Source organism: Streptomyces sp. LUP47B (genome assembly GCF_001746295.1).
In the GTDB taxonomy this organism is placed as follows: domain Bacteria; phylum Actinomycetota; class Actinomycetes; order Streptomycetales; family Streptomycetaceae; genus Streptomyces.
This window is the reverse complement of record NZ_MJAH01000011.1, coordinates 318,912-334,562: the sequence shown is the minus strand read 5'-3', so window position 1 is coordinate 334,562 and position 15,651 is coordinate 318,912. Positions and strand designations below refer to the sequence as shown.

14 protein-coding genes are annotated in these 15,651 nt (G+C 72.0%); 8 read left to right on the top strand and 6 right to left on the bottom strand.

The window, feature by feature from the left end; translation table 11 throughout:
* From BFN33_RS54665 to BFN33_RS31605, 6 genes are all read left to right on the top strand, one after another.
* Positions 1-1,060, top strand: a 1,060-nt coding sequence (locus tag BFN33_RS54665; RefSeq protein ID WP_370743330.1) for a hypothetical protein, incomplete at its 5' end; no start/stop codon positions are given.
* Between the two features lie 187 nt (positions 1,061-1,247).
* Positions 1,248-2,774 (top strand): aldehyde dehydrogenase family protein, encoded by a 1,527-nt coding sequence (locus tag BFN33_RS31625; protein ID WP_069763566.1) that lies wholly within the window; start codon positions 1,248-1,250, stop codon positions 2,772-2,774.
* A 48-nt stretch (positions 2,775-2,822) separates the two neighbouring features.
* Entirely contained in the window at positions 2,823-4,352 is a 1,530-nt protein-coding gene (locus tag BFN33_RS31620) for a GMC family oxidoreductase (RefSeq protein ID WP_069763565.1), read from the top strand.
* The gene (locus BFN33_RS31615; protein ID WP_069763564.1) at positions 4,352-5,458 is read left to right on the top strand and encodes a glycine betaine/L-proline ABC transporter ATP-binding protein; all 1,107 of its coding nucleotides are present in this window, start codon (positions 4,352-4,354) and stop codon (positions 5,456-5,458) included. The genes BFN33_RS31620 and BFN33_RS31615 overlap by 1 nt, the downstream gene beginning before the upstream one ends.
* Positions 5,458-7,395, top strand: a complete 1,938-nt coding sequence (locus BFN33_RS31610) for a proline/glycine betaine ABC transporter permease (RefSeq protein WP_069763563.1) — start codon at positions 5,458-5,460, stop codon at positions 7,393-7,395. Before BFN33_RS31615 ends, BFN33_RS31610 begins: the two co-directional genes overlap by 1 nt.
* Position 7,396: 1 nt before the next feature.
* On the top strand, positions 7,397-8,344 hold the full coding sequence (locus tag BFN33_RS31605; protein ID WP_069763562.1) for an ABC transporter substrate-binding protein: 948 nt from the start codon (positions 7,397-7,399) through the stop codon (positions 8,342-8,344).
* A gap of 6 nt (positions 8,345-8,350) precedes the next feature.
* Here BFN33_RS31605 and BFN33_RS31600 read toward each other — a convergent pair whose 3' ends face one another.
* The 3 genes from BFN33_RS31600 to BFN33_RS31590 are packed head-to-tail and all read right to left on the bottom strand — an operon-like array spanning position 8,351 to position 10,007.
* The gene (locus BFN33_RS31600; RefSeq protein ID WP_069763561.1) at positions 8,351-9,073 is read right to left on the bottom strand and encodes an isocitrate lyase/phosphoenolpyruvate mutase family protein; all 723 of its coding nucleotides are present in this window, start codon (positions 9,071-9,073) and stop codon (positions 8,351-8,353) included.
* A complete protein-coding gene (locus BFN33_RS31595; RefSeq protein ID WP_069763560.1) occupies positions 9,070-9,513 on the bottom strand; it encodes a carboxymuconolactone decarboxylase family protein in 444 nt (147 codons plus the stop codon). Before BFN33_RS31595 ends, BFN33_RS31600 begins: the two co-directional genes overlap by 4 nt.
* Positions 9,510-10,007, bottom strand: coding sequence for a carboxymuconolactone decarboxylase family protein (locus BFN33_RS31590; protein WP_069763559.1), 498 nt, complete (start codon positions 10,005-10,007; stop codon positions 9,510-9,512). Before BFN33_RS31590 ends, BFN33_RS31595 begins: the two co-directional genes overlap by 4 nt.
* A gap of 46 nt (positions 10,008-10,053) precedes the next feature.
* Between BFN33_RS31590 and BFN33_RS31585 the strand changes: the two genes are divergently transcribed.
* Positions 10,054-11,442 (top strand): PLP-dependent aminotransferase family protein, encoded by a 1,389-nt coding sequence (locus BFN33_RS31585; protein WP_069763558.1) that lies wholly within the window; start codon positions 10,054-10,056, stop codon positions 11,440-11,442.
* Between the two features lie 59 nt (positions 11,443-11,501).
* Positions 11,502-11,990 carry a carboxymuconolactone decarboxylase family protein gene (locus tag BFN33_RS31580; protein ID WP_069763557.1) on the top strand — a complete coding sequence of 163 codons (489 nt, stop codon included), beginning with the start codon at positions 11,502-11,504 and terminating at the stop codon, positions 11,988-11,990.
* Between the two features lie 83 nt (positions 11,991-12,073).
* Here BFN33_RS31580 and BFN33_RS31575 read toward each other — a convergent pair whose 3' ends face one another.
* The 3 genes from BFN33_RS31575 to BFN33_RS31565 are packed head-to-tail and all read right to left on the bottom strand — an operon-like array spanning position 12,074 to position 15,610.
* Positions 12,074-12,868 (bottom strand): aminotransferase class IV, encoded by a 795-nt coding sequence (locus tag BFN33_RS31575; protein WP_069763556.1) that lies wholly within the window; start codon positions 12,866-12,868, stop codon positions 12,074-12,076.
* Positions 12,869-12,881: 13 nt separating this feature from the next.
* On the bottom strand, positions 12,882-14,051 hold the full coding sequence (locus BFN33_RS31570) for an FAD-dependent oxidoreductase (RefSeq protein WP_069763555.1): 1,170 nt from the start codon (positions 14,049-14,051) through the stop codon (positions 12,882-12,884).
* Positions 14,048-15,610 carry a class I adenylate-forming enzyme family protein gene (locus BFN33_RS31565; RefSeq protein WP_069763554.1) on the bottom strand — a complete coding sequence of 521 codons (1,563 nt, stop codon included), beginning with the start codon at positions 15,608-15,610 and terminating at the stop codon, positions 14,048-14,050. Before BFN33_RS31565 ends, BFN33_RS31570 begins: the two co-directional genes overlap by 4 nt.
* Positions 15,611-15,651 lie beyond the last annotated feature (41 nt).

Here is a 15,651-nt window from a genome sequence, read left to right as displayed (position 1 = left end):
GCCGGCGGCCGGGTCGGCCGGGGTGGATGCGGCCTCCGGCAAGACCGTGGGCGCGGCTGCGGGGTCCGGCCCCACGGGACCGTCTGCGGTCGCCCCCGTCCCGCCGCCCCCGCCCTCCCCTCCCGCGGGCTGGCCCGGAACCGGAAGCGGCAGCACCTGGCACGGACCCGGTGCCGCCGGTGCGCCCGGTGCCCCCGACGGCGGCTGGTCCTCCGTCGAGCAGCTCGGTGGCGGATCCGCGCCGTCGGCCGAGTGGTCGGGAACTTCCTGGTCGACCGCCGCACAGACCGCCGCACAGACCGCCCCACCGACCGCCGCTCAGACGGCCGTCACCCCGCCTCCCACCCGGACGAACCGTCGGCTCGTCTGGTCCGTGCTCGCCGGGGTCGCCGCCGTCGGGGTCGCCGTGACCCTGGTGGTGACGCTGGCCGGCGGCGGGGACGAGGACGACAAGGCCGGTGGCCCGAGCCCGGCGCCCACGGGAGTCGTCTCGCAGCAGAGCGGCCCCGACGGGTCGCCGACCCCCTCGCCGACCGAGGACACGGCGTCCCCGCTCGCCTCGGCGCCCGAACTTCCCGCCGGGTACGAGCTGTACGAGGACGAGGAGGGCTTCCGTATCGCACGGCCCGCGGGCTGGTCGCGCACCACCGTGACGTCCAAGTACGGCATCGACGTGGTCAACTACCGCAGCGCGGACGGCGAACGCCGGCTTCAGGTCTACCAGGTCGCGGAGGAGTCCCCGGAGGCGTCCTTCGAGCTCTACCTCTCCGCCGAGACCAGGAAGCCGGACGGCTTCGAGAAGCTGGACCTCCAGCCCGTCGAGGAGGACGGGTTCACGGGCGAACGCATGGAGTACCGGGCCGACTCCCTCAGCGGTGAGCCGGACGTGGGCCCCTGGCATGCCTACGACGAGCGGTTCGTCGCCCAGGACGGCCTCATCTACGCGATCGCCGCGTACGGCCTGGAGAACGACGGCGGCGAGGACGAACTGGAACTCCTGACCACCGCTCTCTCCGGCTTCTGCGCGCCCTACGCCTGCGACGCGGCGGCGATCGACTGAACCGGCGTCCGGCCACACCCGCCGCCGTGCCTTTCGTCCCGATTTGCCCTCATGTTCAGTGAGCCAGCCCACTTTCGGCCACCGATTGCGCATGCAATCGGGGCCCGGGGGCAGGCGACGACGGTCCCCGTGAGTGACACGTGTGTGACACAGGGGAACTGAACAGGAACGGAAGGCAACACCGATCATGGCCGGACAGCAGGCGCGGCAGGAGCCGCAGACCATCCACGCGGGCGGCGAGTGGCGCGCAGCCGTCTCCGGAGCCACCCGCGAGATCCTCGACCCTGCCGACGCGCGGCCGTTCGCCGTGGTCGCCGAGGGGGACGAGAAGGACACCGACCTGGCGGTCGCCGCAGCCCGCCAGGCCTTCGACTCAGGACAGGGCCCCTGGCCGCTCACCCCCGTCGCCCAACGCGCCGCACTTCTGCGCCGCGTTGCCGATCTTCTCGTACGCGACCGCGAAGAGCTCGGTCTCCTGGAGAGCCGTGACGCGGGCAAGACGGTGGAGGAGGGCCGGGTCGACATCGACTGTGTCGCCGACGCCTTCCGCTACTTCGCCGACCTGGTCGCGGGCGAGGCGCCGGGCCGGGTCGTCGACGCCGGCTCGACCGACATCCACAGCGTCGTCGTCCACGAACCCGTCGGCGTGTGCGCGCTCATCACGCCCTGGAACTACCCGCTCCTCCAGGCCAGTTGGAAGATCGCTCCCGCACTCGCGGCCGGCAACACCTTCGTGGTCAAGCCGAGCGAGATCACCCCGATGACGACGATCGCGCTCATCGAGCTGCTGGTCGAGGCCGGTCTGCCGACAGGTGTGGCCAACATCGTCACCGGGCCCGGCCACACGGTCGGCGCCCGGCTCGCCGAGCACCCCGACGTCGACCTCGTCTCCTTCACCGGTGGCCTGGTCAGCGGCACGAAGGTCGCGCAGGCGGCGGCCGTCTCGGTGAAGAAGGTCGCTCTCGAACTCGGCGGCAAGAACCCGAACGTCGTCTTCGCGGACGCCTGCGCCACCCCCGAGGGCTTCGACACCGCCGTCGACCAGGCCCTCAACGCCGCCTTCATCCACAGCGGTCAGGTCTGCTCCGCGGGTGGCCGCCTCATCGTCGAGGAGTCCGTCCGGGACCGCTTCGTCGCCGAACTCGCCCGCCGGGCCGCGAAGATCCGCCTCGGCCGCGGCACCGAGGACGGTGTCGAGTGCGGGCCGCTGGTCTCCGAACAGCAGCGGACCAAGGTCGAGTCCTACGTCGCCTCCGCGCTCGCCGAGGGCGCGGTGCTGCGCTCCGGCGGTCAGCGCCCCGAGCCGTCGGCCGAGCGTCCCGCCGACGGCTACTTCTACGAGCCGACCGTCCTCGACCGCTGCCACCGCGAGATGCGGGTCGTGCGGGAGGAGGTCTTCGGACCGGTCCTCACCGTCGAGACCTTCCGCACCGAGGCCGAGGCGATCGCCCTGGCCAACGACACCGAGTACGGCCTCGCCGGCGCCGTCTGGACCACCGACGCCGGACGTGCCCGCAGGGTCGCCGGCCGTCTCCGCCACGGGACCGTCTGGATCAACGACTTCCACCCCTACCTCCCGCAGGCGGAGTGGGGCGGCTTCGGAAAGAGCGGAGTGGGCCGCGAGCTCGGCCCCGCCGGACTCGCCGAGTACCGCGAGAGCAAGCACGTCTACCAGAACCTGGCGCCGAAGCCGGTCCGCTGGTTCGCAGGCTGAGCGCACTCGCCCCCCTCTCCTCTCTCAAGACTTTCCTGGAGTACCCCCATGTCCGAGATCAAACAGGAGTACGACTACGTCGTCATAGGCGGCGGAACGGCAGGCTCCGTCATAGCCTCCCGCCTCACCGAGAACCCCGACGTCACCGTCGCCGTCATCGAGGGCGGCCCCAGCGACGTCGGCAGGGACGACGTCCTCACCCTGCGCCGCTGGATGGGCCTGCTCGGCGGCGAGCTCGACTACGACTACCCCACCACCGAGCAGCCGCGCGGCAACTCCCACATCCGGCACAGCCGCGCCCGGGTCCTCGGCGGCTGCTCCTCCCACAACACCCTGATCGCCTTCAAGCCGCTGCCCTCCGACTGGGACGAGTGGGAGGAGGCGGGCGCCAAGGGCTGGGGCGCGGTGCCGATGGAGGCGTACTACGCCCGGCTGAAGAACAACATCGTCCCGGTCGACGAGAAGGACCGGAACGCCATCGCCCGTGACTTCGTCGACGCGGCCCAGAAGGCGCTGGACGTGCCCCGCGTCGAGGGCTTCAACAAGAAGCCGTTCGACGACGGCGTCGGCTTCTTCGACCTGGCCTACCACCCGGAGAACAACAAGCGCTCGTCGGCGTCGGTGGCGTATCTGCACCCGGTGATGGACGAGCGGCCCAACCTCCACCTCTTCCTGGAGACCTGGGCGTACAAGCTGGAGCTGGACGGCACGCGTGCGGAAGGCGTGCACGTGCGGACGAAGGACGGCGAGGAGACCCTGATCAGGGCCCGCCGCGAAGTCCTGCTGTGCGCCGGTGCCGTCGACTCGCCCCGTCTGCTGCTCCACTCCGGCATCGGCCCCCGCGAGGACCTCGAAGCACTCGGCATCCCGGTCGCGCACGACCTGCCGGGCGTCGGCGAGAACCTCCTCGACCACCCCGAGTCGGTGATCGTCTGGGAGACCAACGGACCGATCCCCGAGAACTCCGCGATGGACTCCGACGCGGGCCTGTTCGTGCGCCGCGACCCCGAACACGCGGGCCCCGACCTGATGTTCCACTTCTACCAGGTCCCCTTCACGGACAACCCGGAACGTCTCGGTTACGAACGCCCGGCGTACGGCGTCTCGATGACCCCGAACATCCCCAAGCCGAAGAGCCGCGGCCGCCTGTACCTGACCAGTGCGGACCCGCAGGTGAAGCCCGCCCTCGACTTCCGCTACTTCACCGACGAGGACGACTACGACGGCCGCACCCTCGTCGACGGGATCAAGATCGCCCGCGAGATCGCGCGGACCGAACCGCTCGCCGGCTGGCTGAAGCATGAGGTGTGCCCGGGCCCCGACGTCACCGGTGACGAGGAGCTGAGCGAGTACGCCCGCAAGGTCGCCCACACCGTGTACCACCCGGCGGGCACCTGCCGTATGGGTGCCGCCGACGACGAACTGGCCGTGGTGGACCCCGAGTTGAGGATCCGGGGCCTGGACGGCATCCGTATCGCCGACGCGTCCGTGTTCCCGACCATGACCGCAGTGAACCCGATGATCGGAGTGCTCATGGTCGGCGAGAAAGCCGTAGACCTGCTGGGAGGTGGTGCGTGATGAGTACGACCGCGACCATGGAGAATCCGCCGACGACGGATCAGTCCGTGTTCTCCGTCGACGGCCTGTGGAAGGTCTTCGGCCCCAAGGCGGACCGCGTCCCCGAGGACGCCGAGCTGTCCGCCCTCGACCCCGCCGAGCTGCGCGCGCAGACGGGCTGCACGGCGGCCGTGCGCAACGTGAGCTTCGACGTCCGCAAGGGCGAGGTCTTCGTCGTCATGGGCCTGTCCGGCTCCGGCAAGTCCACGCTGGTGCGCTGTCTGACCCGGCTCATCGAGCCGACCGCGGGCACGATCTGCATCGACGGCGAGGACGTCCGCGCGATGGACAAGTCCCGGCTGCGCGAACTGCGCCGCCACCGCGCCGCGATGGTCTTCCAGCACTTCGGCCTCCTGCCGCACCGCACGGTCCTCGACAACGTGGCGTACGGCCTGGAGATCCAGGGCATGGGCAAGGCCGAGCGCCGGGCGCGGGCCGCCGAGGTCGTCGCCAAGGTCGGCCTGGACGGCATGGAACAGCGCAGGCCCGCCCAGCTGTCCGGCGGTCAGCAGCAACGCGTCGGCCTCGCACGGGCGTTGGCGGTGGACCCGCAGGTCCTCCTCTTCGACGAGCCGTTCAGCGCGCTCGACCCGCTGATCCGGCGGGACATGCAGGAAGAGGTCGTCCGCCTGCACCGTGAGGAGGGCCGCACGATGGTCTTCATCACCCACGACCTGAGCGAGGCCCTCAAGCTCGGTGACCGTATTGCCCTGATGCGTGACGGCAAGGTCGTCCAGCTGGGCACCCCGGAGGAGATCGTCGGCTCCCCGGCCGACGGCTATGTCCGCGAGTTCGTCCGGGACGTGCCGCGCGAACAGGTGATGACGGTCCGCAGGGCCATGAAGCCGGGCGACTGCGCGGGCCCGACCCACCCGGGCGCACTGGCCCCGGACTCCGTCGTCGCCGACGCCATCAAGGTCGTCGCCGGCAGCGGCAGGCCGGCCTGCGTCGTGGAGAACGGGCGGTGCCTCGGCGTCGTCGACCACGAGCGACTGCTCGGCGTCGTCGCGGGAACCGAGCTCGGCAGGGGAGTTGCCGGAACGGAGCTTCGCAAGGAGGCCGTCTGATGGCAACCGTCACCGCGTCCACGCCCCGCGCCCTGCCCAGCGGTCTGCTCAGGCACCGGGCGGTCCACAAGCTCCTTCTCATCGCCCTCGCCGCCGCGGTCCTCGTGCCGCTCGCCAACGCCCGCTGGGCCAGCGGCAGCTGGCCGAGCGCCCTCACCGTCGACCTCACGAGCCCGCTGTCCAGGGCGAGCGACTGGATCATCGACAACCGCGACAGCCACCCGCTGTTCCTCTACTTCTTCGGCTACGTCAGCAACGCCGTCGTGATCTCCGTACGCGCCGTGTATCTCGTCCTGCTCGGCGCGGGCTGGGCCGGCGTCACAGCGCTCGGCGCCCTCGTGGCGTGGCGGGTCGCGGGCGTCAGGCTCGCCGTGGGCACGACGGCGGCGTTCCTCGCCTGCGGTCTGCTCGGCATGTGGGTCCCCACCATGCAGACCCTCGCCCTGATGGTCGTCGCCGTCCTCGCCTCGGTCGTCGTCGGTGTCCTGCTGGGTCTCGCCGCCGGGCTGTCCCGCCGGATGGACAAGATCCTTCGCCCGGTCCTGGACACCATGCAGGTCATGCCCGCCTACGCCTACCTCCTCCCGGTGGTCCTGGTCTTCGGCATGGGCGTGCCCGCCGCCGTCCTCGCGACCGTCGTCTACGCCGCCCCGCCCATGGCCCGCCTCACCGCGCTCGGTCTGCAGGGCGCGGACAAGGAGGTCCTGGAGGCGGTCGAGTCGCTCGGCACCACCGCCCGCCAGCGGCTGCTGACCGCCCGTGTCCCGCTGGCCCGCAAGGAACTCCTCCTCGGCCTCAACCAGACGATCATGATGGCGCTGTCGATGGCCGTCATCGCGTCTGTGATCGGCGCCGCCGGCCTCGGTGACCGCGTCTACCAGGCGCTGGCCTCGGTCGACGTCGGCGCGGCGCTCGCGGCCGGCATCCCCATCGTGCTGCTCGCCGTCGTCCTCGACCGGGTGACGGGCGCGGCGGGCGACGGCACCGAGCCACGAGGGCGCGCGGGATGGGCGTACGCCCTCGCCGGGGCCGTCGTCGTGGCGGTGGCCGGGCGTCTGCTGGGCCGTCTCGACTGGCCGGACGCCTGGACCCTGAACATCGCCGAGCCGGTCAACCGGGCCGTCGACTGGATGACGGACCACCTCTACTCCGGTGTCCCCGTCGTCGGCGGCACCGCCGACTGGGCCGGCCACTTCACCACCTGGGTCCTCGACCCGGTCCGCGACGGGCTCCAGGGGCTGCCCTGGTGGTCCGTGCTGCTCATCGTCGCCACCCTGGCCTGGCTGATCGGCACCTGGCGCACCGCGCTCACCGCCGTCCTCGCCATGGCCGCGATCGGCGTCCTCGGTGTGTGGACACCCGCGCTGGACACCTTGTCGCAGGTCCTCGCGGCCGTCGCCGTCACCCTTGTCCTGGGCTTCGCGACCGCCGTCGCGGCGGCCCGCAGCGACCGCGTCGAGCGGCTGCTGCGGCCCGTCCTGGACGTCTTCCAGACCATGCCGCAGTTCGTGTACCTGATCCCGGTCGTCGCGCTCTTCGGCGTGGGCCGCGCGCCCGCCGCGGCGGCGGCCGTCGTCTACGCGCTGCCCGCCGTCGTCCGCATCACCACACAGGGCCTGCGCCAGGTCGACCCGGCCGCGATGGAGTCCTCGAGGTCGCTCGGCGCGACCAGCTGGCAGCAGCTGCGGCAGGTGCAACTCCCGCTGGCCCGACCCGCGTTGCTGCTCGCCGTCAACCAGGGCGTGGTGCTCGTCCTCGCCGTCGTCGTCATCGGCGGTCTGGTCGGCGGAGGAGCGCTCGGCTACGACACCGTCTTCGGCCTGGCCCAGGGCGACCTGGCGACCGGCCTGGTCGCGGGCGCCGCCATCGTCTGCCTCGGCCTGATGCTCGACCGGGTCACCCAGCCGACCGAACGCCGCACGGGGAAGGGAGCCTGACATGCGAGTACGTGCGATCGCGGGCGTCGGCGCCCTGCTGCTCCTCACCGGCTGCGGCGCCGCCGACATGACCAAGCAGGCCTCGCCCTTCGCCAACGCCCAGGGCGCCAAGAGCCTGACCCTGTCCGTGCAGTCCTGGGTCGGCGCCCAGGCCAACGTGGCCGTCGCCCAGTACCTCCTCGAGCACAAGCTCGGCTACCGCGTCGACACCGTCCAGGTCGACGAGGTGCCCGCCTGGGACGCGCTCAGCCAGGGCCGGGTCGACGCCATCCTGGAGGACTGGGGCCACCCCGAGCAGGAACAGCGGTACGTCAAGGACAAGAAGACGATCACGCCGGGCGGCGGACTCGGCGTGACCGGGCACATCGGCTGGTACGTCCCGACGTACTTCGCCAAGCAGCACCCGGACGTCACCAACTGGAAGAACCTCAACAAGTACGCCTCGCAGCTGCGCACCGCGGAGAGCGGCGGCAAGGGCCAGCTGATGGACGGCTCCCCGTCCTATGTCACCAACGACAAGGCGCTGGTGAAGAACCTGGACCTGGACTACCAGGTGGTGTTCGCCGGTTCGGAGGCCGCGCAGATCACCCAGATGAAACAGTTCGCCAAGGAGAAGAAGCCCTTCCTGACCTACTGGTACGCCCCCCAGTGGCTGTTCGAGAAGGTGCCCATGACCGAGGTGAAGCTGCCCGCCTACAAGGAGGGCTGCGACGCGGACCCGGCGAAGATCACCTGCGCCTATCCGCACACCCCGCTCCAGAAGTACCTCAACACGGACTTCGCCAGGTCCGGCGGCAAGGCGGCGGCCTTCCTGAAGAAGTTCAAGTGGACGACCGAGGACCAGAACCAGGTCTCCCTGATGATCGCCGACCAGAAGCTGACACCCGAGGAGGCGGCGAAGAAGTGGGTGGACAGCCACACGTCGACGTGGAAGGCGTGGCTGTCCTGAACAGCACTATCGCTGGAGGCGGTCGGCGCTCTCCCGCAGCTGGCGGGCCATCCTCCGCTGCAGCCCCGGTCCGAACGTGACGCGAGTGGCCCCGAGTTCACCGAGTTCGGTGGGCGAGGGGCCCTCGCCGTCCAGCCGGCCGAGCACGTTGACCGGCCCCTGGACACCGGACCGCAGCAAGGGGAGCACGCCCACCGGGGCGCCGATCGGATAGACGCAGTCGGCGCCCGCGGCGACGTACAACGCGGCTCGCTCGATGGCCCGTTCGGGATCGCCGTCGCCGTACGCGAACGTGTCCACGCGGGCGTTGACGAACAACTGGTCACCGGCCGCGTACCGCACCTCGGCGAGCCAGTCGGCGTGCTCGCGCGGGTCCTTGAGGACACCCTGGCGGGAGTCCTCGAGGTTGCAGCCCACGGCACCCGCCTCCAGGATCCGCTCCACCAGCTCTTTCGGCGCCAGCCCGTACCCGCCCTCGACGTCCGCCGACACGGGGATGTCCACGGCCCCGGCGACACGCGCCACCGCGGCGAACATCTCGTCGGCCGGGGTGGACCCGTCCTCGTGCCCGAGCGCGGCCGCGATCCCCGCGCTGGGCGTGGCGAGCGCCGGGAACCCGGCCTCCTCGCACACCCGGGCGCTGAGGGCGTCCCAGGGACCGGGCAGCACCAGCGGATCGTCCGGCAGACGGCCTCTGTGCAGGGCGCGAAAGACCTCCACCTTCCTCACGGCCGGTGACCCCCCGGCGGGATCCGGCGAGCGACCATCACCCGGTTCCAGTTGTTGATGGCGACGACCAGACCGATGAGATGGGCGAGTTGCCCCTCGTCGAAGTGCTCGGCGGCGGTGGCGTACACGTCGTCCGGCACGAACCCTTCTGTCAGAACGGTCACCGCCTCCGTCAGCGCGAGCGCGGCCCGCTCCCGCTCGTCGTAGACGCCCTCGGCCTCCTCCCACGCGGCGAGCAGTTCCAACTGGCGCTCGCTCACCCCGTGCTCACGGGCGATCCCGAGATGCATGTCCAGGCAGAAGGCGCAGTGGTTGAGCTGCGAGGCCCGGATGACGACCAGTTCGGCGAGGGCAAGGTCGCCGAGCCCCCGTTTCGCGGCGGCGCTGAGCGCGGACAGGGCCTGGCCGACCTCCCGGTCGAGGACCTCTGTACGGCTCACTGGTGCTTCCCCGCCTCGTAGTGGCCAGGGACCATACGGCAGGTCACGCCGAACCGGTTCCACGCGTTGATCACCGTGATCGCGGCGATCAGCTGGGCCAGTTCGGCCTCCTCGAAGTGCTTGGCCGCCGGGGCGTACACCTCGTCCGGCACGAAGCCGTCGGTGAGCACCGTGACCGCGTCGGTCAGTTCGAGGGCCGCGGCCTCCTTCTCCGTGTAGAAGTGCCGCGACTCCTCCCACGCGCCGAGCTGGATGATCCGCTCGACGCTCTCGCCGGCCGCGAGGGCGTCCTTGGAGTGCATGTCGAGGCAGAACGCGCAGTGGTTGAGCTGCGAGGCGCGGATCTTCACCAGCTCAAGGAGACGGGGGTCCAGGCCACGCCGGGCGGCCGTGTCGAGGCGGAGCATCGCCTTGTAGACCTCGGGGGCGTGCTGGGCCCAGGACAGACGGGGAGTGTGCTCGGGCGCGTACCGGACGGTTTCCTCAGTGGTCATGCCTCGACCCTAGGAGCCAGGCAGCCCAGGGGTATGGTCCACTTCCATGGCGAAACCCTGGGCCACTTTCGGCGTCGACCTGCACCTGGAACCCACCGGAGGGGGTGTCCGGCGGGGCCTCACCGACGCCCTGCGTGAGGCCGTCCGCACCGGCCGCCTCGCCCCCGGCACCCGGCTGCCCTCGTCCCGCGCCCTCGCCGCCGACCTGGGCGTCGCCCGCAACACCGTCGCCGACGCCTACGCGGACCTGGTCGCCGAGGGCTGGCTCACCGCCCGCCAGGGCTCGGGCACCCGCGTCTCGGAACGCACGGTCGTCCCGCCGACCGGCGCCCCACCCCGGCCCCGCCAACCCGGGCGTCCCACCCACAACCTCGTCCCCGGCACCCCCGACCTCGCCTCCTTCCCGCGCGCGCAGTGGCTCAAGGCCGCCCGCCGCGCCCTCGCCACCGCCCCCTACCAGGCCCTCGACTACGGCGACCCGCGCGGCCGCGTCGAACTGCGCACCGCCCTCGCCGGCTACCTCTCCCGCGCCCGCGGGGTGCGCGCCGACCCCGAACACATCCTGGTGTGCGCCGGGTTCTCGCACGGCCTGCGCCTCCTCGGCGCGGTGCTGCGGGCCCGGGGCGCCCGCACGGTCGCCGTGGAGTCGTACGGCCTCGACGTGCACTGGGACCTGCTCGCGGCCGCCGGTCTGCGGACCGTGCCTCTGCCGTTCGACGAACGCGGCACGAACCCGGGGGAGTTGACCGACCAGGGCGCGGTGCTGCTCACCCCCGCCCACCAGTTCCCGATGGGCGGCACCCTGCACCGCGACCGGCGGGCGGCCGTCGTCGAGTGGGCGCGCCGCACCGGCGGCCTGGTCGTCGAGGACGACTACGACGGCGAGTTCCGCTACGACCGCCAGCCCGTCGGCGCCCTCCAGGGCCTGGACCCCGACCACGTCGTCCACGCGGGCACGGCCAGCAAGTCCCTCGCCCCCGGCCTCCGGCTGGGCTGGCTGGTGCTGCCGCCCGGCCTCATGGAGGAGGTGCTGGCCGCCAAGGGCGGCATCGACTCCTGCGGCTCACTCGACCAGCTGACCCTCGCCGAGTTCCTCGTCTCCGGCGCCTACGACCGTCATGTGCGCGCCGCCCGACTGCGGTACCGGCGCCGCCGCGACGCCCTGGTCGCCGAGCTCGCGCGACGGGCCCCGAGGGTCCACGCCACGGGAATCGCGGCCGGTCTGCACGTGGTGCTGCGGCTCCCGCCGGGCACCGAGCAGCCGGCGCTGCGGGCGGCGGCCTGGCAGGGGCTCGCGGTCCACGGGCTGCACCGCTACCAGCACCCCGAGGCCGGCGTCGAGCGGCGCGACGCGCTCGTCGTGGGCTACGGGACGCCGCCGGACCACGCCTGGTCGACAGCGCTGGAGGCGCTGTGCGCGGTGCTGCCCGAATAACGCCGCCCATTTCGGCTGTTCCCCATTCCCGAATACGGCCGCCTGGATAGAGTCGCCCCATGAACAACAGCGCATCCATATCCCGTGTGGCCCTGAAGAAAAGCACCCCCGACGTTTCGTCGGCGATGGGCTCCCTGCACGCCGCCGCCGTTTCCGCGGCCCAGGACGCCAAGGTCGAACCGGAACTCCTGGAACTGATCCGGATCCGCGCCTCGCAGATCAACGGCTGTGCGTTCTGCCTCGACATGCACACCAAGGACGCCCGTGCGGCGGGCGAGACCGAGCAGCGCGTCTACGCCCTGAACGCCTGGCGGGAGACCCCCTTCTTCACCGCCCGCGAGCGCGCCGCACTGGCGTTGACCGAGGCCGTGACCCTGGTGCATGACGGGCAGGTGCCGGACGCTGTCTACGCCGAGGCCGCGGACGTCTTCGACGAGACGCAGATCGCGGCGCTGATCTGGGCGGCGACCGTCATCAACGCCTACAACCGGATCGCCATTGCCACGCGGATGGTTCCGGGGGGTTATCAGCCGACACCGAAGAATTGAATCAAGGCAGCTTTGATTGCGCCGGACCGTATATGGTCCGGCGCATTGTGCGGTAGCAGAGGCCGGATGCGCGGCAGCGGAATTCAGATGCGCGGCAGCGGCTCCATGATGTCGTCCAGCCACGCCCGCCATTCCGGGGCGCGCCGCGCCGGTGCCGCCCGCAACGGTCCGCCGCTCCACCCCGTCACCGGCCGTATTCCGTGCAGCGCGTTCACCAGCCACACCTCACGGCCGTCCAGCCAGGCCACGGTCCGTTCGCGGTGGGCGACGGGGATGCCCTCGCGCCGGGCCCGCTCCTGGACGAGGGCGACGGTCACCCCGGGCAGGACCGGCAGCCGGGGCGGAGGCAGACACAGGGTGTCGTCCTCCCACCACAGCACGCTGGCGGTGGCCGCCTCCAGCACGGAGCCGGAGGGCGCGACCAGCACCGCCTCCTCCGCCCCCGCACCGGACGCCCGCTCGCGCACCCGGGCGAGGGCGCCGAGGTCCGGTCCCTTGCGGCGGGGCACGGTCCGTGGATCGGCCTGGCCGGTCGTCCAGACCCGCACGCCGGTCCCGAGCGGAGGAGCGTGCCGCAGCAGCAACCGCAATTGCGGGGAGCCAGCGGCGAGTTCGACGCGGGGGAACCACTCGCCCGTACGGGGCAGCGCGTCGGTCATGTCCCGCCAGAACTCCAGCAGCCGGCGCAGCGGCGGTCCGTCCACCTCGCCGCAGCTCCGCAGGAACCGCTCCCGGTGGCGTTCGAGCCCGCGCACCCTGCCGTCCCGCACCAGCCAGGAGTCCGCGACGAGCAGGGGTGTCGTCGGCTCCGCGGCAGGGGTCAGCCCACGGGCCGGTGACCACGCCGACAGCCCCTCCACGACGACCGGTTGTGTCACAGCCGCTCCTTCCTCAGTACTTTCGGCCGGCGTTCACCGGCGCTCCGTGCCGGGGCCCGTACGGTGCGTGCTCCAGCCACGCGCCGCACCACGGCAGCACCGGCGCGAGCGTCGCCGCCGCCCGTTGGCGGGCCCGGACGATCCGGCGCCGGGGCCGCAGATGGTCCAGCGCGGCCCCGGCGGCGGCACTGTTGAACAGCGCCGCGGACCGCCGTACGTCGGCGAAGGCCTCGACCGTCCCGTCGGCGATGGCCTCCGCCGCGGCCGCCGCGTCCGCGATGCCGCTGTTCATGCCCCGCGCCCCGAACGGCGGGAAGAGGTGCGCCGCCTCCCCGACGAGCAGCACCCGCCGGTGCGGATCGGTGAACGAGGCGGCCACCTTGCGCAGAAAGCGGTACGTCGACACCCACAGGATCCGCTCGCCGTACCCCTCGCCCACCACCGCCGGAAGCCATCGCCGTACGGCCTCCTCGGTCCCGAACTCCTCCTCGGGGTCGTCGTCCCGGCACTGCAGGTCGACCTGGAAGCCCCCGGTGAACGGCACCCGCATCACACTGCGCCCGCCCGCGCCCGGATGCTCGTAGTGGAAGATCCGCTCGGGCGGCGGCTCGGCACCGGGGGTGTGGGCCACGTCGACGACCACATGGAAGCCCTCGCCCCGCTCGCCCTCCATGGCGATGCCCAGTGCGCCCCGCACGGCGGACCGGGCACCGTCGGCGGCGACGGCGTACGCGCAGCTCCACTCCCGGCCGTTCCCGCAGCTCAGCCGGACCCCGGTCGCCGTCGTGCGGACGTCCAGCACCCGTGCGTCCCACACGAACTCCACACCCGCCCGCTCACACGCGCCCCGCAGGAAGCGCTCGGTGTCCACCTGGCGCAGGCTGGTGAAGGGCGGCGGGCCCTCCTTCGGCGGATAGGTGCGGGAGTACACCTCGCGCCCGCGGTAGAGGGTCCGCCGGGTCCGCCAGGTCTGCCCGTACGCGGTGATCTCGGCGGCCAGTCCCGGACACATCCCGTCGAGCAGCGCGAGCGTCTCGCGATGCACGAACAGGGCACGGCTGCCGGGCCTTTCACGGTCCTCCGGCTCCGCCTCCAGCAGCACGACCTCCCGCCCGCGCGCCCGCAGCGCGAGCGCCGCCGACAGACCCACGGGACCGGCTCCGACCACCACGACCGGTGTCACGCGCGCGCACCCTCGGTGAGCATCCGGGTGATCTCCACCCGCTTCACCTTCCAGGTCGCGGTCATCGGCAGCTCCTCGAACCGCCACTGCCGCGGCTCGGCCATGGCCGGCAGGTCGGCCGTCGCCTCCCGCCAGCGCCCGAGGTCCAGCGGCTGCTCCCCGCGCACGCACACCACCGGCACCGGCTCCCGGTCGGCCCCCGGCACGATGACGACCTCCCGGAGCTCCTCCAGGCGCTCCATCAGGGTGTCCTCGACCTCCAGATTGCTGTGCACGGAGTCGATCCGGTCGATCTCCCGGTCGGTCAGATGCAGGGTGCCGAGGCGACTGCGGTACCCCATGTCGCCCATCTCCCACCAGCCGTCGTCGAGTTGACGGTCGTAGCGGTCCTGCATGCCGAGATAGGTGAGGATGCGGCCCCTGGTACGGGCCTCGATACGGCCGCTCGTCCCGGCGGGGACCCGCTCCCCGCCCGGCCCCGTCACCCGCACGCGGGTGAAGCCGGGTATGCCGATCCCGACCCGCCGCCCGTCCGCGCGGGCGGCACTGCGCCGGGTGAAGCACTGGAAGGCGACCGGGCCCGTCTCGCTCTGCCCGTACAGCTGGATCAGCCAGGGCGAACGGCGCTTCGAGGCGCCCAGCAGCCGCCGTACCGTGCGCGGATGGATCGCGTCGAACGTCGAGCCGTAGGACCGTACCCGCGACAGCGGGGCACCGGGCGCGTCGGTCAACTCCTCCCACAGCACGAACGTGTTGGGGTGGGTCTCCACGATGCCGGGCCGGTGCCTGGTCAGCAGCGGGCCCACGGCGGCCGGGTCAGGGTCGGTGATCAGCACCAGCGGGCTGCCGAAGTGCAGCAGGACGCCGAGCAGATGGTAGAAGCGCGAGTGCACGAACGACATGTGCAGCGCCGCGGTCTCCCCGCGCGTAGGCCAGCCCATGGCCTTCTGCGGTACGAGCCGGTTCCACATGGTGTTCGCGCAGTGCACGGCGAGTTTGGGGAGGCCGGTGGTGCCGGAACTGTGGGTGATCAGCGCCGGCTCCCGGGGATGGAGGCGTACGGCCGGCGGGGGCTCGGTGCCGGCGTACTTCTCCAGGGGCTCGGCGCCCGGCGCGTCGTCCACGGCGAGGACCTGACGCACCCGCAGGCCGATCCCCTTCAGCGGCCCCTCCAGTTTGGCCCGGTCGGTGACCAGCCACGGCTGCCGTAGCCGCTCGATCAACTCCCCGACCACCTCACCGGCCAGCCCGGGGGAGAGCAGCACGGGCACCGCGCCGATACGGGAGACCGCGCAGGTCAGCAGCACGATGTCGACGTTGTCCGTCTTGTGTACGACCACCTGCTCCGAGGGCCTCACCCCCGCCTCCCACAGGCGTCCGGACAGATCCTCGACGACCTTGGCCAAGGCCGGGTAGGTGAGATCGACACCGAGTGCGGGATGGGTGTCCAGCGGCCGGTCCAGGGTCACGAAGACGGCGCCGTGCCGGTCGGCCGCCCGGCGGAACACCGGGCCCAGGTAGAAACCCCGGTCGGTGAAGGGGGGTTGCTGCTCTCGCATGGGGCCGTTCCTCTCCGCGGTGCGGCTACGGTGCTGGTTCG

Bases quoted from the DNA above. Each gene is read 5' to 3' on its own strand.
- BFN33_RS31625 (WP_069763566.1), top strand. From the start codon at position 1,248: ATGGCCGGACAGCAGGCGCGGCAGGAGCCGCAGACCATCCACGCGGGC.
- BFN33_RS31620 (WP_069763565.1), top strand. From the start codon at position 2,823: ATGTCCGAGATCAAACAGGAGTACGACTACGTCGTCATAGGCGGCGGA.
- BFN33_RS31615 (WP_069763564.1), top strand. From the start codon at position 4,352: ATGAGTACGACCGCGACCATGGAGAATCCGCCGACGACGGATCAGTCC.
- BFN33_RS31610 (WP_069763563.1), top strand. From the start codon at position 5,458: ATGGCAACCGTCACCGCGTCCACGCCCCGCGCCCTGCCCAGCGGTCTG.
- BFN33_RS31605 (WP_069763562.1), top strand. From the start codon at position 7,397: ATGCGAGTACGTGCGATCGCGGGCGTCGGCGCCCTGCTGCTCCTCACC.
- BFN33_RS31590 (WP_069763559.1), bottom strand. From the start codon at position 10,007: ATGACCACTGAGGAAACCGTCCGGTACGCGCCCGAGCACACTCCCCGT.
- BFN33_RS31585 (WP_069763558.1), top strand. From the start codon at position 10,054: ATGGCGAAACCCTGGGCCACTTTCGGCGTCGACCTGCACCTGGAACCC.
- BFN33_RS31580 (WP_069763557.1), top strand. From the start codon at position 11,502: ATGAACAACAGCGCATCCATATCCCGTGTGGCCCTGAAGAAAAGCACC.
- BFN33_RS31565 (WP_069763554.1), bottom strand. From the start codon at position 15,610: ATGCGAGAGCAGCAACCCCCCTTCACCGACCGGGGTTTCTACCTGGGC.